This is a genomic window from Shinella curvata, assembly GCF_022899935.1.
GTDB classification, from domain to species: Bacteria; Pseudomonadota; Alphaproteobacteria; order Rhizobiales; family Rhizobiaceae; genus Shinella; species Shinella curvata.
On record NZ_JALJCJ010000001.1, the window covers coordinates 1,033,792 to 1,060,048 of the forward strand.

Genomic DNA, 26,257 nt, shown 5'->3' on the forward strand with positions numbered 1-26,257 from the left:
TCAGGCTTCTCCAACCGTCTCGAAGAGCACCGCATCGACGGCGGACTGGGCGTCCATGCCGGACCAGACGACGAACTGGAAGGCCTGGAAATAGGCCTCGCAGGATTCCAGCGCGCTGGACAACAGCACTTCGACCTGACGGTTGGTGGGCTCGGCCCCCCCGGCCAAAAGCAGCGACTGGCGGAAGATCACGACATCCTCGCGGCGCCACAGGTCGAAATGCCCCATGAGCACCTGACCGTTCACATGCGAGAGCAGGCAATGCACTTCGTTGACGCGGCTTTCGGGAACCTTGATGTCGAAGGCGCAGGCCAGATGCAGCGCCTCGAATTCCTCCATCCAGGAGAAGGAGACGTGGTAGTCCGTCCACTTGCCCTCGACGGTCATGGCGATCTCGTCTTCGCCCGAACGTTCGAACGACCAGTCATTGTTGGCCGCGACGAACTCGATCATGTCGACCGGGTTGGACTGGCGTCCGATATCCAATTCCATAAGGCTCATGCATCACCTTCAAGGCCGGCAGGCATGCGACATCGTGCTCACACACACGACGCGGGCAAACCATACTCCGGATACAACACTGAATGATTGGCTCGGCACTCTGCGCAATCTGGACGACTTACCCTGCCCGAAGCTTGCGTTGCCTGTCTCGAATCATCATTTAAAATCAGTGTATAACGGCGGAGTCACGACGCCAGCCCCTGGCTTGCCATTTTCTCCGCCCGGTTGTGGACAGAGCCTGCCAAAAAGATTCAGGACGGGAGCTTAAGGGACTCTGTCGAAAGAGCTTTTCGGGAGTGTCCACAGGGGTAAAATTTTTATTAAAAAAATCGGTTGGCGCGAGGTGAATCACGCCAACCGAGTCTCGATAGATAAAAGCTGTCCTGAAACGGTTCAGGCGCTCGCGTTGAGGCGCGCTTCCAGCGCTTCGATGCGCTTGAGGAGCGCGTCGTTTTCATCACGCGCCTTGATGGCCATTTCGCGCACTGCTTCAAACTCCTCGCGCTTGACGAGGTCCATGCCGTTGATGAAACGCTCGGCCTGCGCACGGAACACGGTCTCGGCCTCCTTGCGCACGCCCTGCGCGGCACCCGCAGCGTCGGTCATCAGCTTGGCGAAGTCGTCGAGAATGCGGTTCGCACCTGTCGTCATGGTCAGCCCTCTCTTCAGGGATCGGTGGTCCTGCGGGCCATCAGCGCCCGCGCTCTGTCCCTGAGGTAGGGTCTGACGGAGCGCCTTGCAAGCGGATTCCGGTGGATCGCCGCCGGTTCCGGCCCGTCGCGGCCCGTGCATCACGATTTATCGCCTTGACCCTGCCATGTCCGGTCGCCATCTTCCCCCGCGAAAACCGGAAGACAGTGACCTTGACGACTATCGCAAATCTCTTCGCCATCATGCCCTACCCGGAGATCGATCCGATCGCCTTCTCGATCGGCCCGGTTGCCGTGCACTGGTACGGCATCGCCTATGTCGTCGGCATCATGCTCGGCTGGTTCTATGCCCGCCGGCTCATCGAGACGCCTGGACTGTGGACAGGCGAAGCACCGGCAACGCGGGTTCAGCTCGACGACTTCCTCGTCTGGGCCGCTGTCGGCATCATTCTCGGCGGCCGCATCGGCTACATCCTGTTCTATGACTTCGCCAATGTCGCGGCCGATCCGTTACGGGCCGTCCAGGTGTGGAACGGCGGCATGTCCTTCCACGGCGGCCTTGCCGGCACCACGCTCGCCATGATCCTGTTTGCCCGCCGCAATGGCATCCCGGTCTGGAGCCTGTTCGACATCGTCGCCGCCGTCGTGCCGATCGGCCTGTTCTTCGGCCGTATCGCCAATTTCGTCAACGGCGAGCTCTGGGGCCGCCTGTCGGACGCACCCTGGGCGGTGATCTTCCCGGAAGCCGGCCCTTTCGCCCGCCATCCGAGCCAGCTCTATGAAGCCGGCCTCGAAGGTATCGTACTGCTCGCGGTGCTTGCCATCGCGGTCTATCGCTTCGGTGCGCTGAAACGCCCCGGCCTCATCACCGGCCTGTTCGTCGCCGGCTATGCGCTGTCGCGCATCACCGTGGAATTCTTCCGCGAGCCGGACCCGCAGCTTGGTTACCTTTTGGGTGGCTGGCTGACCATGGGCATGCTGCTCTCGCTGCCGATGCTCGCCGTCGGCCTCTGGGCGATCGTCCGCGCCCGTGCCGCCCATCCGGCCAGCGCCTGAGCGAACGCCGTCATGACCACGCCCCTCGCCCGCAAGATCAAGGCACTGATCCGCACCAACGGCCCGATCAGCGTCACGGACTATTTCGCGCTGTGCCTCGCCGACCCTGAGCATGGCTATTATCGCACACGCGACCCCTTCGGCCGCGCCGGCGATTTCGTCACCGCGCCGGAGGTCAGCCAGCTGTTCGGCGAAATGCTCGGCATCTTCCTGATCCACGCCTGGCAGAAACATGGCGGGCCTGAGGAGGTGCGCATCGCCGAAATCGGCCCCGGCCGCGGCACGATGATGGCCGACATGCTGCGGGTCGTACACAAGCTCGCCCCGCAGCTCTATGACAGTGCTACCTTTCACCTGATCGAGACCAGCCCGAAGCTGCGCGCCATCCAGCACGAAACGCTCGGCACTCATGCCGCACGCGTCAATTGGCACGACAGCTTCGAGGAGCTGCCCGAGGGTTTCGTACTGCTTGCCGCCAACGAACTGTTCGACGCCATCCCGATCCGCCAGTTCGTCAAGACTTCGTCCGGTTTTCGGGAGCGACTGGTCGGCCTCGATGCCGAGGACGAGCTGACCTTCGCGGCCGGCGTCGCGACCCTGGATCCGGCCGCCTTGCCGGAACACCACAAGAGCATGCCGAACGGCACGATCTTCGAGATCGCGCCGGCGCGCGAAGCGGTCATGGCGACGATCGGCGAACGCATCGCCCGTTTCGGCGGCTCGGCCGTGATCATCGACTACGGCCACTTCGTCACCGGCTTCGGCGATACGCTGCAGGCGGTGCTGAAACATGATTTCGACGCACCGCTCGCCCATCCCGGCGAAGCCGATCTGACCAGCCATGTGGATTTCGAGCGCCTGGCGGGCGCGGCCGCAGGCGCCGGCCTGCATGTGCACGGTATGCTGCACCAGGGTGATTTTCTCGTCGGCCTGGGTATCGGCGAGCGCGCGTCCGCGCTCGGGCGCAACCGCGACGCTGAGACGCAGCAATCCATCCTTGCCGATGTCGACCGGCTCGCCGGCTCGGGCGCCGGGAAAATGGGCGATCTTTTCAAGGTTCTGGCCGTCGGCAGCGCACCGCTCTCGCTCTTCCCCTTCCGCCAGCCGGATTGACATGCCGGAAAAGGCCGGACAACATCCGGCCCGATTTGCACCCCGCATGCCCGGTCGCGTTCCTGCCTGGCGGCCCCTCCGAAGCCCAGCCGAGAGACCATGAAGGACCAGACGCTTCCCGCCCCGATCGAAAGCCCGCTTCTGGCCGAACGCGCCGGAAAAGCCGCACAGCACGGCTTCTTCACGCGCACCGGCGGCGTTTCCGGCGGCATCTATCGCGGCCTGAATGTCGGCCTCGGCTCGCAGGACGAGCGCGAGAACGTGCATGAGAATCGCGCGCGCGTCGCCCGCTGGTTTTCCGCAGCGCCCGAAAAGCTCGCGACCGTGCACCAGATCCATTCGCCCGACGTGGTCGTGGTCGATGACACCTACGATGGCGCGCGGCCGCAGGCCGATGCGCTGGTCAGCGCGACGCCGGGCGTCGTCATCGGCGTGCTGGCAGCTGATTGCGGCCCGATCCTGTTCTGCGATCCCGACGCCCGCATCGTCGGGGCCGCCCATGCCGGCTGGAAGGGTGCGCTCTACGGCGTGCTGGAAAACACCATCGCCGCGATGGAAAAACTCGGCGCGAAACGCAAAAACATCCTGGCCAGCCTCGGCCCTTCGATCAGCCGGCGGAACTACGAGGTCGGCCCGGAATTCGTCGCGCGCTTCCTGGCCGTCGACAAGAGCTATGAGCGCTATTTCACGCCTTCCGGCAACGAAGACCACGCGATGTTCGACCTGCCGGGCCTGACGACGCAACGCCTCTCCGATGCCGGCGTTACCGCGGAAAATCTCGACATCTGCACCTATCCTGACGAAGATCGCTTTTTCTCCTACCGGCGCACCACGCACCGGCAGGAACCGGACTACGGCCGCCAGATTTCGGCGATCATGGTCAGGGCCGACGGCCAGCCATAACAAGACGCCCACCCAAAACAAACGGACGAGGGAAACACCCATGGCACTTCACTTCGACCGCGAGGAATACGCCAACCGGCTTCAACGCCTCACCTCCCGGATGCGGGAGGAGAAGCTCGACGCCATGCTGCTCTTCGCGCAGGAGAGCATGTACTGGCTGACCGGCTACGACACGTTCGGCTACTGCTTCTTCCAGACGCTCGTGGTGAAGGCGACGGGCGAGATGGTGCTGCTGACCCGTTCGGCGGATCTGCGCCAGGCGCGCCGCACCTCGACCATCGAGAAGATCGAGGTCTGGATCGACCGCGTCAACGCGGATCCGACAATGGACCTGAAAAACCTGCTGTCCGATCTCGACCTCCTCGGCTGCCGCATCGGCGTGGAGTATGACACGCATGGCCTGACGGGTCGCAATGCGCGCCTCATAGACAACCAGCTCCAGAGCTTCGGGGAGCTTGTCGATGCCTCGACGATCATCAGCCGCCTCCGGCTCATCAAGAGCCCGGCCGAGATCGCCTATGTCGAACGCGCAGCCGCCCTCTCCGACGAAGCGCTGGATGCGGCGCTGCCGCTCATCAAGGCCGGCGGCGACGAGGCGGCGATCCTCGCCGCCCTGCAAAACGCCGTGCTCTCGGGCGGAGGCGACTATGCGGCCAACGAGTTCGTCATCGGCTCGGGCGACGATGCGCTGCTGGTGCGCTCGAAATCCGGCCGTCGTCGGCTGGAGGCGCAGGATCAGCTCAGCCTGCAATGGGCGGGCGTCAGCGCACGCTACCATGCGCCGATGATGCGCACGGCCGTGATCGGCACCCCGACCCCGCGCCACCGCGAACTCTACAGCGCCTGCCGCGAGACCATCCAGGCGATGGAAATGGTGCTGCGGCCCGGAAACACCTTCGGCACGGTCTTCGAGACCCATGCCCGCATCCTCGACGAGCGCGGCCTCGCCCGCCACCGGCTGAATTCCTGCGGCTATTCCGTCGGCGCGCGCTTTGCGCCCTCATGGATGGAGCACCAGCTGTTCCTTTCGGGCAATCCGCAGGAAATCGAACCGAACATGTCGGTCTTCGTGCACACGATCCTGCTCGATTCCGACAGCGGCACCGCCATGACCCTCGGCCAGACCTACCTCACGACGACGGACACGCCAAAGCCGCTTTCCCGTTACGGACTCGATTTCATCGAGGTTTGATCGGGTTATCCCAGGCACGCGAGATCCTGTAATTGACAGGGCCTGGAGGCCCACCCATAAATCGTTGCGGGGAACAGACGGGCAAAAACGCTCCAAAGGAGACGGACGACAAGGATGCACGAGCTGATGAAGCGGCTGGCACTGATCGGCCTCATCGCAACCCTTTCCGCGTGCAACAGCACGGATGCGCTGACGCCGCAGGTCGATGTCGGCGGCGGTTTCAACTCGCCCCCCGTCACGCAGCGCGATCTGGACCAGATGAGCGCCCAGACCACACCGGTCACCACGACGACCCAGCAGTCCGCCTTCACCACCCCAGCCGAAACGGGCACGACGACCGGCGCTGAAACGGCCGGCACGCTGCAGGGCCAGGCCGAAGCGCTGACGCGCAACAGCACGCGGACCACGACCGACACCGCGCTCGCCCGTGAAACCGCCCAGCGTTCGCTGGCGGCCGAAACCTCCGGCGGCGCTGAAGAAGTCGCCGTCGTGTCGCCCGCAAAATCCGCCGAGACAATCCGCTTCCTCCCGATCATCGGCGCGCCGGTCGAGGCCGTGACGCCGCTTTCCAAGCGCCTCGGTGCGGAAGCCCGTTCCAATGGCCTGACGATCCGCAGCGCCTCGGACAATTCCAGCAAGTACATTCTGAAGGGCTATTTCTCGGCCATGAATGACAGCGGCAAGACGACCGTCGTCTATGTCTGGGACGTGCTTGATGGTCAGGGCGCCAGGCTGCATCGCATCCAGGGGCAGGAGAGCGTTTCGGATACGGCCTCCGATCCCTGGTCGGCGGTCCCCGCCAGCACGATGGAAGGCATCGCGCAAAAAACGATCCGTGCCTATCTCGACTGGCGCGGTTCGGTGCCCGGTTAACAGCCGCGAAACATTAAATCACAGCGAAATGCGGAGATTCGCTTTCTGAAGGTGGCAAGGGCCTTGCATTCGCGGGGTTAGCCCCTTAAACGCCCCCCCATCAGCAGAATAACAGGCGGACCATAGATGAAGGTTTTCGCGGGCAATTCGAACCGGCTTCTGGCCGAAGCGATCTGCAATTATCTGAATGTTCCGCTCGGCCGTGCCACGGTCAGGCGCTTCGCAGACCAGGAGATCTTCGTCGAAATCCAGGAAAACGTGCGTGGCGAGGACATTTTCGTCGTCCAGTCGACCTCGTTCCCGACCAACGATCACCTGATGGAAATGCTGATCATGATCGATGCCATGCGCCGCTCCTCGGCGCGCCGCATCACGGCCGTGATCCCCTATTTCGGCTATGCCCGGCAGGACCGCAAACCCGGCCCGCGCACGCCGATCTCCGCCAAGCTCGTTGCAAACCTCATCACCGAGGCGGGCGCTGACCGTGTCCTGACGCTCGACCTGCATGCTGGCCAGATCCAGGGTTTCTTCGACATTCCGACCGACAACCTCTACGCCGTGCCGATCCTGGCGCGTGACGTGAAGGAAAACTACAATCTCGAAAACGTCATGGTCGTCTCGCCTGACGTCGGCGGCGTGGTGCGTGCCCGTGCGCTCGCCAAGCGCCTCGATTGCCAGCTGGCGATCGTCGACAAGCGCCGCGAGCGCGCCGGCGAATCCGAGGTCATGAACGTCATCGGCGATGTCACCGGCAAGGACTGTCTGCTGATCGACGACATCGTCGATTCGGGCGGGACGCTCTGCAACGCCGCCGAAGCGCTTCTGAAGAACGGCGCGACCAGCGTCACCGCCTATATCACCCATGGCGTTCTCTCCGGCGGAGCCGTGGCCCGTGTGACCTCGTCGAAGCTCAAGGAGCTCGTGATCACCGACTCGATCCAGCCGACCACGGCCGTGCAGTCGGCGCACAATATCCGCGTCATCTCGACGGCCAATCTGCTCGGCGAAGCCATCAACCGCACGAGCGCCGAAGAGTCCGTATCGAGCCTCTTCGACTGAGGAAATCCCAGTTTCTACCGCTTTCAAGCCTGCGCGCCCGCCTCGGTTGCGCAGGCTTTTTCATGCCGCAACCACCCCATGCTTTTTTGTTCACGGCCGATATCGGGCCGATCAAATTTGCGTTAGGGTCGGCTCAGATTCGCGAGGAGGAAACCCATGATATCAGTATCTTTCTTTAGCCGCCTGACGGCACGGGCAGCCATCCTTCTTGCTGCGGGCACGCTTGCGGCCTGCCAGGTCGAAGTCGATGAGGGCCGCCCGGATTATCGCCCCCGCCCGCAGGTCTGCACCATGGAATACATGCCCGTCTGCGGCACGCGCCGCGGCGAAATGCAGACCTTTGCAAACGCCTGTGAAGCGCGCTCGAACGGCTACCGCATCGTCGGCCGCGGCGAATGCCGCTTTGACGGTCGGCCCGATCCGCGGCCGGACGAAGGGCGCGCCTGCACACGGGAATATGCGCCGGTCTGCGGCTCGCGCGGCCGTGACCGCCAAACCTTTGCGAACGCCTGCGAGGCACGTTCGAGCGGCTATGACGTGATCGGTCGCGGCGAATGCCAGTTCCGCCGCCCGGATACCGGTTGGGAAGACCAGACGCGCGACGACCGCTCGAGCCGGGAACGCAGAAGGGACCGGGATCGCGAGCGCAGCGACAACAGACGCCAGGATGCCGATATCAGGCTCGGCCTCGATGACAGCGGCACGCGGGCTGATCGCAGCGGACGCGAAGATCGCGAACAGGATTTGCGCTGCGCGGACAAGCGTCGGGCAAAACGCGACCCGGCTTGCGCTGCAAACTGAGGCAGCCGCCACCTGAACGAAAAGCCCGCCATGCAAATGGCGGGCTTTTTCGTGGGAAGCGGGCTTAGCGGCTTGGCAGCGGACAGACCTCGCCGCCGCCGAAGAGACGCGAACGCGTGAGGAAACGCTTCTCCCGGCCGTTGTCGAGCGAGAACATGCCACCACGTCCGGGCACGACATCGATGATCAGCTGCGTGTGCCTCCAGACGGCGTATTGGCTCTCGCTGATATAGACGGGCACGCCGCCGATCTCGCCGAGCTTCACGTCACGGTCGCCGACGATGTAGTCGTGCGCCGGGTAGCACATGGGCGAGGAACCGTCGCAGCAACCGCCCGACTGATGGAACAGGATTTCGGGATACTCGGCCTGGATTTCCCGGATAAGGGCAAGCGCCGCATCGGTCGCCACCACGCGGGGCTCGGTCAGGATGTCGGACATCGCGGCTCTCCTTGAAACTGGCTTCCCCCTCCCCGGGCAGGGGGAGAGGGAACGGGCAGAAGCCATGATGGAGAGCTCCTGCCCTGTGATCGCCTCCTCCGCCGGGGAGCGGGAGAAAGCGGCGGTCGCTCAGAAGAAGCCGAGCGCCTTGGGAGAGTAGCTGACCAGCATGTTCTTGGTCTGCTGGTAGTGATCGAGCATCATCTTGTGCGTCTCGCGACCGATGCCCGACTGCTTGTAGCCGCCGAAGGCGGCATGCGCCGGATAGGCATGGTAGCAGTTGGTCCACACGCGGCCGGCCTGAATATCACGGCCGAAGTGGTAGCAGCGGTTCGCATCACGGCTCCACACGCCGGCACCGAGGCCGTAGAGCGTGTCGTTTGCGATGGCGAGCGCTTCCGCGTCGTCCTTGAAGGTCGTGACCGAAACGACCGGCCCGAAGATCTCCTCCTGGAAGATGCGCATCTTGTTGTGACCACGGAAGACCGTCGGCTTGACGTAGTAGCCTCCCGAGAGATCGCCGCCGAGATCGTTTCTTGCGCCGCCGGTCAGCACTTCCGCGCCTTCCTGCCGGCCGATGTCGATATAGGACAGGATCTTTTCGAGCTGTTCGGAGGAGGCCTGCGCACCGATCATCGTCGCCGTGTCGAGCGGGTTGCCCTGCACGATCTTCTCGACGCGCTTGACGGCCTTTTCCATGAAGCGGTCATAGATCTTCTCATGCACCAGCGCACGGCTCGGGCAGGTGCAGACTTCGCCCTGGTTCAGCGCGAACATCGCAAAACCTTCCAGCGCCTTGTCGAGATAGTCGTCGTCCTCGTTCATGACGTCGGAGAAGAAGATGTTCGGCGATTTGCCACCGAGTTCCAGCGTCACCGGAATGAGGTTCTGGCTGGCATATTGCATGATCAGGCGGCCGGTCGTCGTCTCGCCGGTAAAGGCGATCTTGGCGATGCGCGGGTTGGAGGCAAGCGGCTTACCGGCCTCGAGGCCGAAACCGTTGACGATGTTGAGCACGCCGGCCGGCAGAAGGTCGCCGATCAGTTCGGCCCAGACGAGGATCGACGACGGCGTCTGTTCGGCGGGCTTCAGCACCACGCAGTTGCCGGCGGCAAGTGCCGGCGCCAGCTTCCACGCCGCCATCAGGATCGGAAAGTTCCAGGGAATGATCTGGCCGACGACGCCGAGCGGCTCGTGGAAATGATAGGCGATGGTATTGTGGTCGACTTCGCCGATCGTGCCCTCCTGAGCGCGCACGCAGGAGGCGAAGTAGCGGAAGTGATCGATGGCGAGCGGAATGTCCGCCGCCAGCGTTTCACGCAGCGGCTTGCCGTTGTCCCAGGTCTCGGCCCGGGCGAGAAGGTCGAGATTGTCCTCCATGCGCTGGGCGATCTTCATCAGGATGTTGGCGCGCTCCGTGCTGGACGTGCGGCCCCACTTATCCTTGACGGCATGGGCCGCATCGAGGGCGAGCTCAATGTCGGCGGCGTCGGAGCGGGCGACTTCGCAGAGTTTGCCGCCGGTGATCGGGGTGATATTGTCGAAGTAGCGGCCAGCGACCGGCTCCTTCCATTCACCACCGATGAAGTTGCCGTACTTTGCCTTGTACGGGTTTTCGACGATCTTCTGATGCAGCATGTCATTCCTCCCAAAAGAGACCCGCATGGGCCGTGAGGAGAATGGTGCTGCGCTTCGCCGGATTGCGGTAGAGCCTGCGCGGCGATGGTTGCGACGACTGTTTCAGATTTGAGACAGGTCGGCGGCGCAGGCTGTGCTGCGCCGCAACATCAGTTGATCGAGAGCTTCTTCATCTTGCGATAGAGCGTCGCGCGGCTGATGCCGAGCAGGTCCGCCGCCTGGCTGATGTTTCCGCCGACCCGCGTAAGAACGCGGCGAAGCGCTGCGCGCTCGGCGTCATCGAGGTCACGCCCCTCCTCCGCCCGGTCCTCCTGAAGAAGATCCGAAGCCGCAACACCACCCGCGATGCGCCGGTCATCGAGGCCGAGCACCTGCCGTGCCGCGCGCGTGGCGCCGAGCACGAGATCGTCACGGTCGACGGCAAGCAACGCCGGTGCCGCGCGACCATCGACGGGCACCAGCAGGATCCGGGCAGAGGAGAAGGCGCGACGGAAAAGCCCGGCCTCGATACGCGCCGCGGCGTCGCGGATCGCCTGAGAGAGGATCGCCATCGTCATCTCGTTGGCATCGTCACGGCAGGTGGAAATGTCGATGGCCGCGGCAATGCGGCCGGTATGGTCGCGGATCGTTGCGGTGGTGCAGGAAAGACCGGTATTCTGCGACAGGAAATGCTGGTCCCGCAGGATCACCACCGGCCGCTCGTCTGCGAGCGCCGTGCCGATGCCGTTGGTGCCGACGCTCGCCTCGCTCCAGACCGTGCCGGACCAGAGGCCCACGCCACGAAACTCCCGGTCGTCGCCGGCCGCCCCGCGCCGCTCGAGCGCAATGCCGTTCTCATCCGTCAGCAGCAGGCAGCAGCCCGCCTTGCCGACCGTCGCAAAAAGCCGATCGAGTTCGCCCGAGGCCTCCTCGACGAGAACGCTGGAGCGGGTACGGGCCTGGCGGAATTCGCCGTCGGTCAATCGCCAGGGCGCGCGGGCTTCTTCCGGCGACAGACCATGCAGAGTGAGGCAGCGACGCCAGGAAGCGGCAACGGGCGAACTGGCGGCAGCCGACGCGTGGCCTGCCACGGTGTGCACATGATCCGCGTGGTGGACACGCAATGACATCCGCTCTCCTCCCCGAAAGCTTCCGACCGTTCGTCGCGTCAAAATATAACGCCGCTCACTATAGCCCCGTTTTGGGCGCAAGGTCCAGCGAGACCAAGGTCCTAGGGCGACGACAGAGCGCGACGCCCCGACTGCCGCACAACCCTGTTTCCAACCCCTGCGCCGCCTGTTACGACTGCACATTCCTTTCCTTAGTCGATCTCGCCATGCTTCGTGATTTTTCCGCTCAAGCCCTGTTCATGGGCCTGCTCACCGCCTTCGTCGGTTTCGCCAGTTCCTTCGCCGTCGTGCTGCATGGCCTCACCGGCGTCGGCGCCACCGAGGCGCAGGCCGCATCCGGTCTGATGGCGCTTTCGGTGTCGATGGGCGTTTGCGCCATCGTGCTCAGTGTTGCGACACGCCTGCCTGTTTCCATCGCCTGGTCGACGCCGGGGGCCGCCCTGCTCGCGAGTTCCGGCGCGGTCGAAGGCGGCTTTGCGACCGCTGTCGGCGGGTTCATCATCTGTGCGGTGCTGATCATCATCGCAGGCCTCTGGAAGCCGCTCGGTCGCATGGTCGCCGCCATTCCCGCAGCTCTGGCCAACGCCATGCTGGCGGGTGTGCTGATCGGTCTCTGCTTTGCGCCGGTAAAGGCCATTGCCTTCAATCCCGTGCTCGGCTTGCCGATCGTGCTGGCCTGGGTGATCGTCGGCAGCATCAACAGGCTCTATGCGGTGCCGGCGGCACTGGCCGCCTTCGTCGCCGTTCTCGCCTTCGGCATCGATATTCCGGACGGCGCCTTTGCCGGGCTTGCCGAAGCCCTGCTGCCGAAGCCCGAAATCGTCACGCCCGTCTTCACCTTTGCCGGCCTCGTCAGCATCGCGCTGCCGCTCTTCATCGTCACCATGGCCTCGCAGAACATTCCCGGCATCGCGGTTCTGAAGGTCAACCACTACGAGCCCAGTCCCGGCCCACTGTTTGCGACGACGGGCCTGTTCTCGCTGCTCTCGGCGCCATTCGGTGGCCATGCGGTAAACCTTGCCGCCATCACCGCCGCCATGTGCGCAGGCAGCGACGCCCATCCCGATCCCGCAAAACGCTACTGGGCGGCGATCAATGCCGGTGTCTTCTACGTGATCTTCGGCCTCGCCGCGGGCGCGGTCACCGCCTTCGTCAGCCTCGCACCGCCCGTCCTCATCCAGGCCGTCGCCGGGCTGGCGCTGATCAGCGCCTTCGCCAATTCGGCTCTCAACGCCTTCAAGGAGGTGGACGGCCGCGAGGCGGCGGCTGTGACGTTCCTCGTCACCGCTTCAGGCGTCTCCTTTGCGGGCATTTCAGGTGCTTTCTGGGGTCTGCTCGCGGGCGGCCTGATGTTGGCGCTGTCGCGTTTCACCGCGAGGCGCCGCACCTAGAGTTCACTGCTGGAAGGGCAACGGCTGGCCGTTGATCAGCACCTTGCCGTCCTCACCGACCGTCAGGTCCCAGATCTGCGCCCCTCCTTCACCCTTGCGGGCAAGGCCCTTCATCATCAGGAGGCCGAAGGAGACCTGTCCGAACTGCGGCACCTTTCCTGCATTTCGCTGCAGATAGGTGATCGTCTTGTCGAAGTCGCGCATGGTAACGGTCACATCGGCGCTGTGGCGATCCTTCTGCTCGGGATACACCATCATCTTGCCGGAAACCTCCAGGTCGTAGATCGGCGAGACGGCGGAAACATCCTCGAACTCGACGGTCATCGCGCCGTTCGGCAGAATGATCCGGCCGATCTCCCTGTTCTGCTCTTCCGTCAAGGGCTCAGGTTTGGTGAAATCCGCGTGGTCGATGAGATAGGTCACCGCACCGGCCAGATCGAGATTGGTCACAGCCGCCTTGAAGTTCGCCCGCTCCGGGAGCGCCTCGGCAAACTCTGCCGGCAAGATGCCGGCCGGTGGCTTGGGATGTTCCACACCAAAACCGAAACCGACACGCGTCGAATGGCCGATGCCGTTCATATCGATATTGTACGTGACCGCGTCGGCGCCGAAGATGCCCTTGTCGGTGCCGACGGTGACATTCGAGGCCTTGATCGTTTCGGTCAGATTGTCGAAGACCGGCAAGGACGCACGCAGCAGATCCTTCAGCCGGGCCGCATCCACCGCTTCAAGCTTGTCTTTATGCATGTTGTCGAGCACGAAGAAGACAAGGTCCTGGAAGACCTTGTAGCGCGCTCCGTCCAAGCTGACGTCGATGTCGAGCGTATCGGCACCGATATCGACCCGGCCGGAGGGGCCGCCGGTGATCGTTTCACTGAACGCCTTCATGACGCCGGTGCTGGAAATATCGATGGTACCGGGCGCCTTCTTCTCCGAGGTGATGCGCATGGCTGATTCGCCGAAGCTTGCACTCACGCTTTCCTGCTGCGTTGTGCTGGAGAAGGCGATGCGCTTCACCGACCAGTCCGCCGATGTGAAGTAAAGAATCTCCGGGTCGTAGATCCCGTCGGTCTTCATCGTATCGATGAAATAGGTAAACGAACCCTGGCCCGGCATCGTGCCCTTGATATCGAAACTGTTATTGGCCTCGACGCGGTAGGTCCCCTCGGGCTGCGGTCTGAGATAGGCCATCACAGGCTTCAGGCCTTCTACCTGAACCTTCCCCTTCTTGGCCTGCTCCATCAAAACCGTCGGGTCGAAACGCAGCTCATAGAAGGAAGACGCCGCCTTCACCGTGACGAGACCGGCATCGACGATGTCTTTCGGCAGGTAGTGCGTCAGGCGCTGCTGGAGAGCTTCTGCACCGGCAGGCGAAATCTCCTGGGCGGCAGCGGGGCTTGCCGAAACAAGCGCAAAGGCGGCCGAGGCCATCAGGATCTGTCGTCTCATGTCGTTCTCCTTCAGCGAAGCTTTCGCCACCGAACATCCAATCGCGGCGGCAGCATGTCAATCCGGGCTCAAGCCGGCCTCGGCCCTTGCATTTCCGGGCATTCTTGTTTAAGGAGCCCCCATCCGCGTAGACACCCTTGGAGGCAACGTGGATGAGGCTTTCACGAAATCCTCAAGCCTTTTGCATCGCCGGGCGCTGCCCGCTGCGCGAAAGGCTCTCCAGTAACACACGAAAGGTAAAGCCATGAGCCACGAAACTTACGAGCTCAAGGCCGAGACGCGCGAACGGGTTGGTAAGGGGTCCTCCCGTGAACTTCGCCGCAACGGCCTTATTCCTGCAGTAATCTACGGCGACAAGCAGGCCCCTGTCTCTATCGCCCTCTCGACCAAGGAAGTTACCCAGCGTATTCACGCCGGCGGCTTCAAGACGACGGTCGCCACGATCGATGTCAACGGCGAGAAGATCAAGGTTCTGCCGAAGGACTACCAGCTGGATCCGGTCCGCGACTTCACCATGCATGTCGACTTCCTGCGCGTTTCGGGTAACACCCACGTCGTCGTCGAAGTGCCGGTTCACTTCGTCAACGAAGAGAAGTCCCCGGGCATCAAGGTCGGCGGCGTCCTGAACATCGTTCGCCACGCGGTCGAGCTGCACGCTCTGGCCGGCGACATTCCGGAATTCCTGACGGCTGACCTCTCCGGCCTCAAGGTCGGCGACGGTATCCACATCTCGCACATCAAGCTGCCGAAGGGCACGAGCCCGGTCATTACCGACCGTGACTTCACGATCGCGACGATCGCTGCTCCGGCAGCCGGCGTAAAGTCGGACGAAGCCGAAGGCTCCGCAGAATAATCCCGTTCCAGGGATCTTTCTCGAACCCCGCGCCTTTCCCGAGGCGCGGGGTTTTTCTTTGCCCGCAAAACACCACACTACCGTTGCGGGAAGTTTGAATCATCAGCACTTTTACGAACGGCCATTTCAGCAACATTTAAGACTTTGATGAAAGTCTAGACCCCGGGGAACTTGGCAAAAGCCAAAGAGGGGTATCATGAACTGGCTTTGCAACGTGGCGCAGGAACGACCGGCATGAAAATGCATTCGGTTGAAAGCCGCTTCATCGCAATCGTGATCGGTGCCCTGCTCGTCTTCGTCGCCCCGCTCTTCGTGCTTTTCCTGATCCTTTCCTCCGACCGCGTCGCACGCGAGCGCCTGCAGAACACCGAAGTCCTGCTTGAGGCCAATGTCCAGGCACTCGGCAAGCCGCTTTGGGATTTCGACAAGGACAGCATCGACCAGATCGTCGCTGCCCTGCAGGCCGACACCGATATCAGCTATGTGCATGTGCGCGATACGTCCGATGTCATCGACATCAGCAGGCCCGCCGTCTCGCCCGACCCGGACGACGCCCGCTCGATCGTCAAGACCGATATCCTCTACAAAGCAGCCGACGGCATCAAGAAAGTCGGCACGGCGGAAATCTGGATCCGCAAGGCGGGCCTCTTCTCGCGCTTCTCCAAGGATGAGGTCAGCATCTTCGCGATCTTCTTCTTTGCCGTCGCAACGCTCTTCACCGCCGCGATCATCGGCAACCGCATCACCATCATCCGCCCCCTTATGCGCCTGACCGCAGCCATAGAGGCGACGCGTCGGCTCGGGTCGCGCCATCATGTCGACTGGACCTCGAACGACGAGATGGGTGCGCTTGCCCATAACTTCAACGAGATGCAGAGCAAGCTGGAGCGTGAGGAAAACGAGCTGAAGCTGGCCCATGCCCGCGCCACCGATATCTACAACCTCACCCCAGCCATGCTGTTTTCCATCGATGCGGAAAACCGCATCACGGCCGTCAGCGATTACTGGCTGACGGCAACAGGCTACCGCCGCGAACAGGTAATCGGCCAAAGCTTCACCGACTTCGTCGAAGAGGACTCGCGCGCGGCCTACCGCAAGCGCCATGAAACGTCCGATAGCGGCATCTGCGAGGTCACGGTGCGCTTCCGCTGCGCCGACACCAGCGTGATCGACGTGCTGATCCTCGAAACAGGCGCGGCAGCGAGCAGCAGCCGGCAAGCGCTGTCGCTCTCGGTCATGACCGACGTCACCGATCTCAAGGAAGCCGAGACCCGCAACCACCGCCAGGCGATCACCGACCACCTGACGGGCCTGCTCAACCGGCAGGGCTTCGAGACCGTGCTGGACGAGCTGATCGGCGATGTCGATGCGCTCGGCCAGCAGCTCGCCTGCCTCTTCGTCGATCTCGATCGTTTCAAGTGGATCAACGACAATCTCGGCCATGCCAGCGGCGACGACGTGCTTTGCCAGGTCGCCATGCGCCTGCGTCGGCAACTGCGCACCAATGATGTGATCGCCCGTCTTGGCGGCGACGAATTCGCCATCCTGCTTTCGGCCCCGAATGCCCGTCAGCTCGCCATGGACGTCAGCGACCGCCTGGTCGCGAGCCTGCGCGCGCCACTCATCGTCAACGGCGCGGAGCTCAATGTCAGCGCCAGCATCGGCATCGCGGTCTATCCCGATCACGCCGCCACCGCCGCCTGCCTGCTTCAAAAATCCGACATGGCCATGTATGCGCGCAAGCGCAGCGGCAAGAACGGCGTCCAGCTCTTCGACAACAACATGGTCGACATCGCCCGCAAGCGGCTCGAAACAGAACAGTTCATCGACCAGGGCCTCCGCGACGACTGGTTCACCGCCCATCTCCAGCCGATCGTGAGCCTTGCCAACGGCCGCGTCGCCGGTTTCGAGGCGCTGATGCGCCTTCACCACCCCGAGCACGGCATCCTGCCGCCGGCCGAAATCATCGGCATTGCGGAGGAGAATGGTTCCATCGGTCGCATCGGCGACTGCATCCTGTCGAAATCCATCGCCAGCCTCGCCGTCATCTCGAAGCTCTACGGCCTTGGCGACACGTATCTCGCCGTCAATTTCTCGCCGCTGCAGTTCGAGCCCGCCCTGCCCGCCCGCATCGCGACGCTTCTCCTCGAAAACGGCATCACGCCCGCGCGCATCGTCGTCGAGATCACCGAGGCAGTTCTGATGCTCGACAATCCCGTCGTCCGCGACGTTCTCGATGCGCTCTCCGATCTCGGCTGCCGCATCGCGCTCGACGACTTCGGTACGGGATACTCGTCGCTGAGCTACCTCAACCGCTTCCCCGTCGACATCGTAAAGATCGATCAGTCCTTCACCCGCTCGCTGTCCTCCGACCAGCCGGACGTGCGCCGCAAGAGCCGTATGCTTGTCGAGGGTATCCGCACCATCTCGCACCAGATGGGCTGTGCGGTGGTTGCGGAAGGCATCGAGACGATGGAACAGTGGGATATCCTGCAGGGCATGAAGATAGAATTCGGCCAAGGCTATCTGCTGAGCAAACCCTTGCCGCTTGACGCGCTGCTGGAAAAGCTCGACGAATTTGCAATACCCGACGGGCCCGAGCACCGGGCCATGGCCTCCTGACGGTTTGAGGGACGAGACGATGAAGACACTGCTTTTTGCGCTTTGCCTGTCCCTCGCCCCGCTGTCTCACGCCGTCGCCGACACGCTCCACTTCGTGACGGAGGAATATGCGCCCTTCAACTACATCAAGGATGGCAAGATCACCGGCATCGCGGTCGACCAGGTGGAGAAAATCGCCAAGGCTGCCGGCATCGACTACACGCTGGAGATCATGCCCTGGGCCCGCGCCTTCGCTATGGCGGAGAAACAGCCGAACACTTGCGTCTTCACGACGGGCTACAACCGCGAGCGCGCCGAACGCTTCGTCTGGGTCAACCCGCTTCTGAAGGACCAGATGGTGCTTCTCAAGCGCAAGGGGGACGCGCATGACGACCTTACGATCGTCAAGGCGCGTGAACTGAAGGTCGGCTCGCAGCGCGGCGACTTCGCCGTGGAGGCGCTTGAACTGATCGGGTTCAAGGACATCGACCTCGCCTCCGATATCGACATCACCCTGCGCAAATTGATTTCCGGCCGCATCGACCTGATGCCCACCTCCGTCAAGACCTACAAGAAGCTGGTCAAGGACGGATATCCCGTCGAAAAGGCCATGCTGATGGCCGGCCAAATCTACGGGCTCGCCTGCAACAAGCAGACGCCGCAGGGCCTGATCAAGGGGCTGCAGGCCGAGCTGGACAAGCTGATCCTGAGCGGCGAACAGGACCGGATCTTCACCGCCTACGGCCTGCCGCCGGACACGCGCACCGCCGACAACGGCACGAAGAATTGACCCGGGGCGGTTGACTTCCGTCCGCTTTCGCGGTGGTGAAGACATAACACCTCCACTTGCGGACCACTTCCATGCAGATCATCGTGGGCCTCGGCAATCCGGGCGCAAAATATGCGGGCAACCGCCACAATATCGGCTTCATGGCGCTGGATGCGATCCATCGCAAGAACCCATTCTCGCCCTGGTCGAAGAAGTTCAAGGCCGAAATCGCCGAAGGCGAGATCGCCGGCGAGAAGGTTCTGCTCGTCAAGCCGCAGACCTTCATGAACCTTTCCGGCGAATCCGTCGGGGATGCGATGCGCTTCTACAAGCTCGCTCCCAAGGACATCGTCGCGATCTATGACGAACTCGATCTCGCGCCCGGCAAGGTGCGCATCAAGATCGGCGGCGGCCATGGCGGGCACAACGGCATCAAGTCGATCGACGCGCATTGCGGCAAAGACTACCGGCGCATGCGCCTCGGCATCGGCCATCCCGGCGCCAAGGAACTGGTGACCAACCACGTGCTCGGTGATTTCGCCAAGGTCGACCACACATGGCTCGACCCGCTGCTCGACGAACTGGCGCTCAACACCGACATGCTGGTACGGGGCGAAGATTCACAGCTGATGAACAGGCTGGCGCTCGCGACCGGCGGCAAGCCGGAGGAAAAGGCCGCCCCCGAAAAGAAGCCCGCCGGCCAGTCCCATATCCGCCAGGCGCGCAACCACAATCAGCCGAAAATCCTGCCGACCACAGGCCCTATGGCGGAGATGCTGAAGAAGCTGCTCGGCAACAAGGGCGAGTGATCGCTACAGCGACCGCACCGCCTGCAGGCGATAAAGCAACAGATCCCACAGCCAGGCGAAACCGGTATCGATGCCATACGCGACCATACCAGATGCACGATCGGACAGCAGCATGATCGCAATGCCGGCGACCCCGCAGCCGAGGGCGGCGTTGCGGAAGTTCCGCCAGGAATCGAGCCGGTAGTAACCCGCATCGTCATATTCGGTGCGAAGCAGATGGTCGTTCATGTCATAGCCGTCGCTGATCAGGAGATCGAGCATCGGTTTGTCCGACAGTCGGTCCGGCAGACTGTTGAAGACCGCGCGGCAAATATGCCCGAACGCCCCGAGAATGAGGAAAAGCACGAAGGCAACGGCGTAATGCCAGGTAGAGGCTTCTTCGAACATGGTCGCACGTTAGAAAGAAACCACTAATATTGAATGAACCCTACTCTTCCGGCTCCGTCTGGAACATCAAAGGAAAGCCTGCCTCCTTGGCAAGGTCCGTCGCCTCCTTCGCCTTGGTCTCGGCGATATCGCGGGCGCAGATGACGACGACGCAGGTGCCCATCTTGTGAGCGGTCATCATGACCCGCTGGCTCGTCTCCTCGGCCATGCGGAACACGGCCTTCAGCACCAGCACAACGAATTCGCGCGGCGTATAGTCGTCGTTGACGAGCAGGACCTTGTAGAGCCTCGGCCGTTCGAGCTTCGGCTTGGTTGAGGTCTTCGGGGTTAGGGTCGTGTCACCATTGCTCATGGGAAGCTCCTCATGACGTTGGCTTCGAGCGATGTCGGGCCATTGTGCACCGCAAGAGGCGTGAGTTCAAGGCCCCACGGCAGCCTAGGCCTTGACCCTGCCCCCCGCATCCCCCATAGCGAGGGCAACGATTTTCTTACGACGAATGGACCATCTCCATGGGCTTCAAATGCGGTATCGTCGGTCTGCCGAATGTCGGCAAATCGACCCTCTTCAACGCGCTGACCAAGACGGCGGCTGCCCAGGCGGCGAACTATCCCTTCTGCACCATCGAGCCGAATACCGGCGAAGTGGCGGTTCCCGATCCGCGCATGAAGGCGCTCGCCACCATCGCGGGCTCCAAGGAAATCATCCCGACGCGCATCTCCTTCGTCGACATTGCCGGCCTCGTGCGCGGCGCATCGAAGGGTGAAGGCCTCGGCAACAAGTTCCTCGCCAATATCCGCGAAGTCGACGCCGTCGTGCATGTGCTGCGCTGCTTCGAGGATGACGACATCACCCATGTCGAGGGACGCATCAATCCAGTGGGTGACGCCGACACGATCGAGACCGAGCTGATGCTCGCCGACCTCGAGAGCCTGGAGCGCCGCGTCGAGCAGACCCGCAAGCGCGCCGCCAGCAAGGACAAGGATTCGCTCGCCCAGCTGCCGATCATGGAAGCCGTGGTGAAGCTCCTGAACGAGGGCAAGCCGGCCCGCCTGCTCCTCAAGACGCTGGCCCCGGAAGAGATCGAGGTCCTGAAGGGCCTGAATCTCCTGACCTCGCATCCGGTTCTCTATGTCTGCAACGTCGCGGAAGCCGACGCCTCGACGGGCAACGAGCACACCGCCGCCGTCGCCGCTATGGCCAAGGAACAGGGCGCGGAATGCGTCATCATCTCGGCTGCAATCGAATCCGAAGTCGCGCAGCTGCCGGAAGAGGAGGCCGAAGAATTCCTCTCGGCGCTCGGCCTCACGGAAGCCGGTCTCGACCGCCTCATCCGCGCCGGCTACCATCTGCTCGACCTCATCACCTATTTCACCGTCGGCCCCAAGGAAACGCGCGCCTGGACCATCGTGCGAGGCACCAAGGCCCCGCAGGCCGCCGGCGTCATCCACACGGATTTCGAACGCGGCTTCATCCGCGCCTTCACCATCGCCTATGACGACTACATCGCCTACAAGGGCGAAGTTGGCGCCAAGGAAGCCGGCAAGGGCCGCGACGAAGGCAAGGAATACGTCGTCAACGACGGCGACGTCATCCACTTCCGCTTCAACACGTAAGCGGCAAATGTTCCCAACGTTTCGAACTGCCGTCCCTCACCGGAGGGGCGGCAGTTTTTCTTTGAGCGCCAGAGGCAGCGGCGTCACCGTCCAGCGCCGGAAATGCGGCCAGCCGATGCCGATGGTCAGAACGACGATGCCAACGATCAACAGTGTCAGGAAGACGTAACTTTCCGGTGCTGCCGCCGTGCGCTGGAGCAGGCTTGCTGTGGCGAGGCCGAGCGAGAGCAGCCCCGAGGTCACGAAGGCGCGCCGGTCGATGGCAAGGCCGATCCCCATCAGCACGACGACGATCGCGACAATGATGAGCGCCTCCGGCAGGCCCTTGTCGCTGCTGAACAGCGTGTCATTCGCGAAATCGCCGAGGAAGACGAAGCAGAGCGTCGAATAGAGCAGCGCCGGCGCCGTCACCAGATGCAGCCAGAAGGCAATGTCGGAGCGGCGCGAGACGCGGAAGCGATCCGAAAGATCGTAGGCCATCGCGACGCAGAACAGCACGAGAGCTGCCGCAAGAAAGATGCCTGCGGACAACATCGGGCGATCGGCAATGACATCGGCGCTGCCTGTTAGCCGTGTCAACGCCAGGAAGACGAGGCCGAGCGCCACGGCCGCCAGCGACAGGAACCACAGGCTGAGCGACAGCGGAATGCGGTAACGCCAGTAGAAGGGCGGCAAAAGCAGCGCGAAGGGCAGCATGGCCAGGAGAAAGCCGAGATAGGGGCTCTTCTCCGCACCCAGAGTATCCTCCAGCAGCAGGATCGTCGTGATGCCGATCCAGTGCGCATAGAGAAGGGTCAGCAACACGGCCGGCAGAGCGAGACGTTGCCGCTTCACCAGGATTTCCGCGAGGATGACGATGGCCGGCAGCGCGGCGAGGAAGGCGCCGATGCCCCAGACGCCCGCCATGACGATGGCAACGCCGATGGTGATCAGCACATCGTGGAAGCCGCGGATGAAGCGCGGCGCTTCCGTGTCCTCGACGGGCGCGATGGCACGGTCTTCGGCAGGGCCGGCGATATCGAGCGCGCGCGCTTCAGGTGGCGTACCAAGGACCACGCCGCGCGCTTCCATATAGGGCAACAGCGTGCTCGCCTGGTCGGCGGAGAGGATCCCCTCGCCTGCCGCACCGTCGAGCACGGATTTCAAACTCTGCATATCCTGTCTTCTCCTTGCGCGGCGTCGGCCGCACCTTAACCGTCGCGAGCCCGCTGACAAGAGCTTGCAAAACGGAACCCTGCTCGCCATTGTCGGCCCGAAACAGGATGGACGAGACGGTGCCCAACTATACGTTTGAAGATTTTACGCCGGGCCGGCGCTTCGACTTTTCGAAGCGCACGATGACGGCGGACGAGATCATTGCCTTCGCTCGGGAATTCGATCCGCAGCCGATGCATATGGACGAGGCTGCCGGCCGCGCCAGCATTCTCGGTGGCCTTGCGGCCTCCGGCTGGCACTCGAGCGCCGTGATGATGCGCATGCTCTTCGAGGCCTATATCGACGGCTCCACTTCCGAGGGATCACCCGGCGTCGATCTCATGGAATGGAAGCGTCCCGTGTTGGCGGGCGACACGCTCGGCGGTCATTGCGAGGTGCTGGACGCCCGTGTCTCCCGTTCGCGACCGGAGATCGGCATCGTGCGCATGCGCGCCGAGGTGACCAACCAGCGTGGCGAGCTGGTCGCGGTGTCGGAATATATCAACATGATGCGCGTTGCTGCGAAGGGAGCCGACCATGCGGATGGCTGAGCTCTACCCGTTCGGCGAGGCCGTCGAGATCGGAAGCAACACCTTCAGTGCCGAAGACATCATCCGCTTCGCCAGAAATTTCGATCCGCAGCCGTTCCATCTCGATGAGGAGCTGGCCAGGCACGCTCTCTTCGGCGGCCTCTGCGCCTCGGGCTGGCATACCAGCGCCGGCTGGATGAAGTGCTTCGTGCCGTTCTGGCTCGGCGAGTGCAAGCGCCTCGCCACCGACGGCATCGTGCCCCCGAACCTCGGCCCCTCGCCGGGCTTCACCAAGCTCGCCTGGCTGAAACCGGTCTTTGCCGGCGACACCATCACCTATTCGGTGACGCTGCTCGCCTCCCGCGAACTGGCCACGCGCAAAGACCGGCGGATCAACTCGATCCTCTGCGCTGGCCGCAATCAGAACGGCGAGCCGGTCATCCGGTTCGAGAGCACAGTTCTAGAATTCGTCTGAGGCGAGGCGACGGACTCAATGCCCGTCGAAGGCCACGAGCGTGCGCACTTCCACGCCGAGCGCTTCCAGCTTCTTGCGGCCGCCGATCTCCGGCAGGTCGATGACGAAACAGGCGGCGACGATGTCGGCGCCCATCTGGCGCAGGAGTTTCACGGCCGCTTCCGCCGTGCCGCCGGTCGCGATGAGGTCGTCGACGAGGATGACCTTCTCCCCCGGCGTGATGGCGTCCTTGTGCATTTCCATCTCGTCCACGCCATATTCCAGGCTGTAGGCGATACGCACGGTCTCGTGCGGCAGCTTGCCCTTCTTGCGGATCGGTACGAAACCCGTCGAAAGCTGGTGCGCCATGGCGCCGCCGAGAATGAAGCCGCGCGCCTCGATGCCGGCAACCTTGGCGATGCCGATACCCGCATAGGGGTGAACCAGCTCGTCAACGGCGCGGCGGAACGCGCGCGGATTGCCGAGCATGGTGGTGATGTCGCGGAAGATGATACCCGGCTTGGGATAGTCCGGGATATTGCGGATCGCGGCGACGAGTTCTTGTTCAACGGTAGGCATGGGATTTCCCGACTGCGGAAGGATTGTCCGGTTATTGCAGGTGCGGCACCGCCCCACAACAAAAAAGGCGACCCGGAGGCCGCCTTTTGAACCGGGCGATCAGATCGCTCAGTGTTCCTTGTTCGCGTAGACCGACTTCTTCGTCAGGTAGATCAGGCCGGTGAAAATCACCAGGAAGACCATGACCATGAAGCCGGTGCGCTTGCGTGCTTCGAGATGCGGCTCGGCGGCCCACATCAGGAAGGCGGAGATGTCGCGTGCGTACTGGTCGACCGTCTGCGGCGAACCGTCGTCGTAAGTGACCTGGTCGTCGGAGATCGGCTTTGCCATGGCTAGCGCCGCGGCATTGGCGAAATACGGGTTGAAGTGCGTGCCTTCGGCGACTTCGAGATGCGCCGGCACCTCCTCGTCGTAGCCCGTCAGCAGCGAGTAGATGTAGTCAGGGCCACCTTCCTGGTACTGCGTGAAGATGTCGAAGACGAACTGCGGGAAGCCGCGCGTGATGCCGCGCGCCTTGGCGATCAGCGAGAAGTCCGGCGGGGCTGCACCGTTGTTCGAGGCCGCGGCCGCCTGCTGGTTCGGGAAGGGCGACGGGAAGTGGTCGGACGGAACGGCCTTGCGGGTGAACATTTCACCATCGCTGTTCGGGCCGTCCTGCACTTCGTAGTTCGCCGCGAAAGCCTTTACCTGCGCTTCCGAATACCCCAGGCCTTCCAGCGTGCGGAAGGCGACGAGGTTCATCGAATGACAGGCCGCACAGACTTCGGTGTAGACCTTCAGGCCGCGCTGCAGCTGGCCCTTGTCGTACTTGCCGAACGGGCCGGCAAAGGTCCAGTCCTGCTGCCTGGGCTTATGCATCGGATAATGTGGCGTGGCGTGTTCCGCCTCGGCACCGGCGGCGGGGGCTGCCTCTTCCGCTACGGCGAAGGAGACGCCGAGACCGGCGACGAGTGCGAGCGACAGAATGCCTGCAACAAGCTTTTTCATTGTCATGGTTCCTTTCGCTCGCTCTCAGGCCTTGGCCAACTTGGCGTTCTTCTTTTCCAGAACCGCTTCCGTGATCGAATTCGGAATGCGCTTCGGGGTCTCGATCAGGCCGAGCACCGGCATGATGACGAGGAAGAAACCGAAGTAATAGAGCGTGCCGAGCTGCGAGAGGACGACGTAGATGCCTTCAGCGGGCATCGCGCCGAGCCAGCCGAGCAGGATGGCATTGACCACGAACAGCCAGAAGAACAGCTTGTACCACGGGCGGTAGACGGCCGAACGGACCTTCGACGTGTCGAGCCAGGGCAGGAAGAACAGCACGATGATCGCGCCGAACATCACGAGGACGCCGCCGAGCTTGGAGTCGATCGGGCCGACGTTGAAGGTGATGGCGCGCAGCATCGCGTAGAACGGCAGGTAGTACCATTCCGGAACGATGTGAGCCGGGGTCTTCAACGGGTCGGCCGGGATGTAGTTGTCCGGGTGGCCAAGATAGTTGGGCATGTAGAAGACGAACCAGGCAAACGCGATCAGGAAGACCGAGACGCCGAGCGCATCCTTGAGCGTCGCATAGGGCGTGAAGGGGACCGTGTCGGTCTTGGACTTCACTTCGACGCCGGTCGGGTTGGTCTGGCCGGTGACGTGCAGCGCCCAGATGTGCAGGACCACGACGCCGGCGATCATGAAGGGCAGCAGGTAGTGCAACGCGAAGAAACGGTTCAGCGTGGGCTGGTCGACCGCAAAACCGCCGAGCAGGAACTGCTGGATCCACTCGCCGACCCATGGGAAGGCCGAGAAGAAGCCGGTGATAACGGTCGCGCCCCAGAAGGACATCTGACCCCAGGGCAGAACGTAGCCCATGAAGCCGGTCGCCATCATCAAGAGGTAGATGACCACGCCGAGGATCCAGAGGATTTCGCGCGGCGCCTTGTAGGAGCCGTAGTAGAGGCCGCGGGCGATATGCAGATAGACCGCGATGAAGAAGAAGGACGCGCCGTTGGCGTGCATGTAGCGCAGCAGCCAGCCGTGGTTCACGTCACGCATGATCTTCTCGACCGAGACGAAGGCCTCGTTGACGCTGGCGACATAGTGCATGGCCAGGACGATGCCGGTCAGGATCTGCACGATCAGCATCACCGAAAGCATGGCGCCGAAGGTGTAAGCATAGTTCAGGTTGCGCGGGACCGGGTAGGAGACGAAGCTGTCATGGATCATGCGCGGCAGAGGCAGGCGCGAATCGACCCACTTCTCGATGCCAGTCGTCGGCTGGTAGGTGGAATGTTCAGCACTCATTATCAGGTGTCCC

The 26,257-nt window shown here is 62.9% G+C and carries 27 protein-coding genes; 15 read left to right on the plus strand and 12 right to left on the minus strand.

All coding sequences use genetic code 11. From position 1 onward, the window contains the following. Both MUU55_RS04890 and MUU55_RS04895 read right to left on the minus strand, forming a co-directional pair. Window positions 1-501, minus strand: coding sequence for a type III secretion system chaperone family protein (locus MUU55_RS04890; protein WP_244759620.1), 501 nt, complete (start codon window positions 499-501; stop codon window positions 1-3). 393 nt (window positions 502-894) lie between these two features. Then, a complete protein-coding gene (locus MUU55_RS04895) occupies window positions 895-1,152 on the minus strand; it encodes an accessory factor UbiK family protein (RefSeq protein ID WP_244759621.1) in 258 nt (85 codons plus the stop codon). Window positions 1,153-1,364: 212 nt separating this feature from the next. Here MUU55_RS04895 and lgt point away from each other — a divergent pair, with 212 nt between their 5' ends. The 7 genes from lgt to MUU55_RS04930 all read left to right on the plus strand — a co-directional run bounded on the left by lgt (window position 1,365) and on the right by MUU55_RS04930 (window position 8,148). Then, complete coding sequence (gene lgt, locus MUU55_RS04900; protein ID WP_244759622.1) at window positions 1,365-2,207, plus strand: prolipoprotein diacylglyceryl transferase; 843 nt, start codon at window positions 1,365-1,367, stop codon at window positions 2,205-2,207. Between the two features lie 12 nt (window positions 2,208-2,219). Then, window positions 2,220-3,320, plus strand: coding sequence for a class I SAM-dependent methyltransferase (locus tag MUU55_RS04905; RefSeq protein WP_244759623.1), 1,101 nt, complete (start codon window positions 2,220-2,222; stop codon window positions 3,318-3,320). A 99-nt stretch (window positions 3,321-3,419) separates the two neighbouring features. Beyond that, a complete protein-coding gene (pgeF, locus tag MUU55_RS04910; RefSeq protein WP_244759624.1) occupies window positions 3,420-4,223 on the plus strand; it encodes a peptidoglycan editing factor PgeF in 804 nt (267 codons plus the stop codon). A gap of 40 nt (window positions 4,224-4,263) precedes the next feature. After that, complete coding sequence (locus tag MUU55_RS04915) at window positions 4,264-5,415, plus strand: M24 family metallopeptidase (protein WP_244759625.1); 1,152 nt, start codon at window positions 4,264-4,266, stop codon at window positions 5,413-5,415. A gap of 114 nt (window positions 5,416-5,529) precedes the next feature. Continuing rightward, on the plus strand, window positions 5,530-6,288 hold the full coding sequence (locus tag MUU55_RS04920) for a hypothetical protein (RefSeq protein ID WP_244759626.1): 759 nt from the start codon (window positions 5,530-5,532) through the stop codon (window positions 6,286-6,288). A gap of 126 nt (window positions 6,289-6,414) precedes the next feature. After that, the gene (locus MUU55_RS04925; protein ID WP_244759627.1) at window positions 6,415-7,347 is read left to right on the plus strand and encodes a ribose-phosphate pyrophosphokinase; all 933 of its coding nucleotides are present in this window, start codon (window positions 6,415-6,417) and stop codon (window positions 7,345-7,347) included. Between the two features lie 156 nt (window positions 7,348-7,503). Continuing rightward, window positions 7,504-8,148: a Kazal-type serine protease inhibitor family protein gene (locus MUU55_RS04930; RefSeq protein WP_244759628.1), complete on the plus strand. Its 645-nt coding sequence runs from the start codon at window positions 7,504-7,506 to the stop codon at window positions 8,146-8,148. 64 nt (window positions 8,149-8,212) lie between these two features. On the opposite strand, the gene MUU55_RS04935 is transcribed toward MUU55_RS04930, so the two are convergent. The 3 genes from MUU55_RS04935 to MUU55_RS04945 form a co-directional block, all read right to left on the minus strand. Beyond that, on the minus strand, window positions 8,213-8,587 hold the full coding sequence (locus MUU55_RS04935; RefSeq protein ID WP_244759629.1) for a DUF779 domain-containing protein: 375 nt from the start codon (window positions 8,585-8,587) through the stop codon (window positions 8,213-8,215). Window positions 8,588-8,716: 129 nt separating this feature from the next. After that, window positions 8,717-10,225: an aldehyde dehydrogenase gene (adh, locus tag MUU55_RS04940; RefSeq protein WP_244759630.1), complete on the minus strand. Its 1,509-nt coding sequence runs from the start codon at window positions 10,223-10,225 to the stop codon at window positions 8,717-8,719. A gap of 149 nt (window positions 10,226-10,374) precedes the next feature. Beyond that, window positions 10,375-11,334 carry a helix-turn-helix domain-containing protein gene (locus MUU55_RS04945; protein ID WP_244759631.1) on the minus strand — a complete coding sequence of 320 codons (960 nt, stop codon included), beginning with the start codon at window positions 11,332-11,334 and terminating at the stop codon, window positions 10,375-10,377. A 206-nt stretch (window positions 11,335-11,540) separates the two neighbouring features. On the opposite strand from MUU55_RS04945, the gene MUU55_RS04950 reads away from it, so the two are divergent. Next, window positions 11,541-12,725 (plus strand): benzoate/H(+) symporter BenE family transporter, encoded by a 1,185-nt coding sequence (locus MUU55_RS04950; RefSeq protein WP_244759632.1) that lies wholly within the window; start codon window positions 11,541-11,543, stop codon window positions 12,723-12,725. Between the two features lie 3 nt (window positions 12,726-12,728). Here the strand turns inward: MUU55_RS04950 and MUU55_RS04955 are convergent, their stop codons facing one another. After that, window positions 12,729-14,174 (minus strand): hypothetical protein, encoded by a 1,446-nt coding sequence (locus MUU55_RS04955; RefSeq protein ID WP_244759633.1) that lies wholly within the window; start codon window positions 14,172-14,174, stop codon window positions 12,729-12,731. Window positions 14,175-14,418: 244 nt separating this feature from the next. On the opposite strand from MUU55_RS04955, the gene MUU55_RS04960 reads away from it, so the two are divergent. The 4 genes from MUU55_RS04960 (at window position 14,419) to pth (ending at window position 19,206) form a co-directional block, all read left to right on the plus strand. Beyond that, window positions 14,419-15,027, plus strand: coding sequence for a 50S ribosomal protein L25/general stress protein Ctc (locus MUU55_RS04960; protein ID WP_244759634.1), 609 nt, complete (start codon window positions 14,419-14,421; stop codon window positions 15,025-15,027). Between the two features lie 240 nt (window positions 15,028-15,267). Continuing rightward, on the plus strand, window positions 15,268-17,649 hold the full coding sequence (locus tag MUU55_RS04965) for a putative bifunctional diguanylate cyclase/phosphodiesterase (protein ID WP_244759872.1): 2,382 nt from the start codon (window positions 15,268-15,270) through the stop codon (window positions 17,647-17,649). A gap of 19 nt (window positions 17,650-17,668) precedes the next feature. After that, on the plus strand, window positions 17,669-18,418 hold the full coding sequence (locus tag MUU55_RS04970; RefSeq protein WP_244759635.1) for a substrate-binding periplasmic protein: 750 nt from the start codon (window positions 17,669-17,671) through the stop codon (window positions 18,416-18,418). 71 nt (window positions 18,419-18,489) lie between these two features. Next, window positions 18,490-19,206 carry an aminoacyl-tRNA hydrolase gene (gene pth / locus MUU55_RS04975; protein WP_244759636.1) on the plus strand — a complete coding sequence of 239 codons (717 nt, stop codon included), beginning with the start codon at window positions 18,490-18,492 and terminating at the stop codon, window positions 19,204-19,206. A gap of 3 nt (window positions 19,207-19,209) precedes the next feature. Here the strand turns inward: pth and MUU55_RS04980 are convergent, their stop codons facing one another. Together MUU55_RS04980 and clpS are read right to left on the minus strand one after the other, a co-directional pair. Continuing rightward, complete coding sequence (locus tag MUU55_RS04980; protein ID WP_244759637.1) at window positions 19,210-19,593, minus strand: hypothetical protein; 384 nt, start codon at window positions 19,591-19,593, stop codon at window positions 19,210-19,212. A 40-nt stretch (window positions 19,594-19,633) separates the two neighbouring features. Beyond that, window positions 19,634-19,945, minus strand: a complete 312-nt coding sequence (clpS, locus tag MUU55_RS04985; protein WP_244759638.1) for an ATP-dependent Clp protease adapter ClpS — start codon at window positions 19,943-19,945, stop codon at window positions 19,634-19,636. A 158-nt stretch (window positions 19,946-20,103) separates the two neighbouring features. On the opposite strand from clpS, the gene ychF reads away from it, so the two are divergent. Then, window positions 20,104-21,207, plus strand: a complete 1,104-nt coding sequence (gene ychF / locus MUU55_RS04990; protein ID WP_244759639.1) for a redox-regulated ATPase YchF — start codon at window positions 20,104-20,106, stop codon at window positions 21,205-21,207. Window positions 21,208-21,243: 36 nt separating this feature from the next. On the opposite strand, the gene MUU55_RS04995 is transcribed toward ychF, so the two are convergent. After that, window positions 21,244-22,362 carry a hypothetical protein gene (locus tag MUU55_RS04995; protein WP_244759640.1) on the minus strand — a complete coding sequence of 373 codons (1,119 nt, stop codon included), beginning with the start codon at window positions 22,360-22,362 and terminating at the stop codon, window positions 21,244-21,246. Window positions 22,363-22,469: 107 nt separating this feature from the next. Here MUU55_RS04995 and MUU55_RS05000 point away from each other — a divergent pair, with 107 nt between their 5' ends. Together MUU55_RS05000 and MUU55_RS05005 are read left to right on the plus strand one after the other, a co-directional pair. Continuing rightward, the gene (locus tag MUU55_RS05000; protein WP_244759641.1) at window positions 22,470-22,952 is read left to right on the plus strand and encodes a MaoC family dehydratase; all 483 of its coding nucleotides are present in this window, start codon (window positions 22,470-22,472) and stop codon (window positions 22,950-22,952) included. Beyond that, window positions 22,939-23,406, plus strand: coding sequence for a MaoC family dehydratase (locus MUU55_RS05005; protein ID WP_244759642.1), 468 nt, complete (start codon window positions 22,939-22,941; stop codon window positions 23,404-23,406). Before MUU55_RS05000 ends, MUU55_RS05005 begins: the two co-directional genes overlap by 14 nt. A 15-nt stretch (window positions 23,407-23,421) precedes the next feature. On the opposite strand, the gene MUU55_RS05010 is transcribed toward MUU55_RS05005, so the two are convergent. From MUU55_RS05010 to MUU55_RS05020, 3 genes are all read right to left on the minus strand, one after another. Continuing rightward, window positions 23,422-23,964, minus strand: coding sequence for an adenine phosphoribosyltransferase (locus tag MUU55_RS05010; RefSeq protein ID WP_244759643.1), 543 nt, complete (start codon window positions 23,962-23,964; stop codon window positions 23,422-23,424). Between the two features lie 108 nt (window positions 23,965-24,072). Then, complete coding sequence (locus tag MUU55_RS05015; RefSeq protein ID WP_244759644.1) at window positions 24,073-24,951, minus strand: cytochrome c1; 879 nt, start codon at window positions 24,949-24,951, stop codon at window positions 24,073-24,075. A gap of 24 nt (window positions 24,952-24,975) precedes the next feature. Next, window positions 24,976-26,244: a cytochrome b gene (locus MUU55_RS05020; protein WP_244759645.1), complete on the minus strand. Its 1,269-nt coding sequence runs from the start codon at window positions 26,242-26,244 to the stop codon at window positions 24,976-24,978. Between the last annotated feature and the right edge of the window lie 13 nt (window positions 26,245-26,257).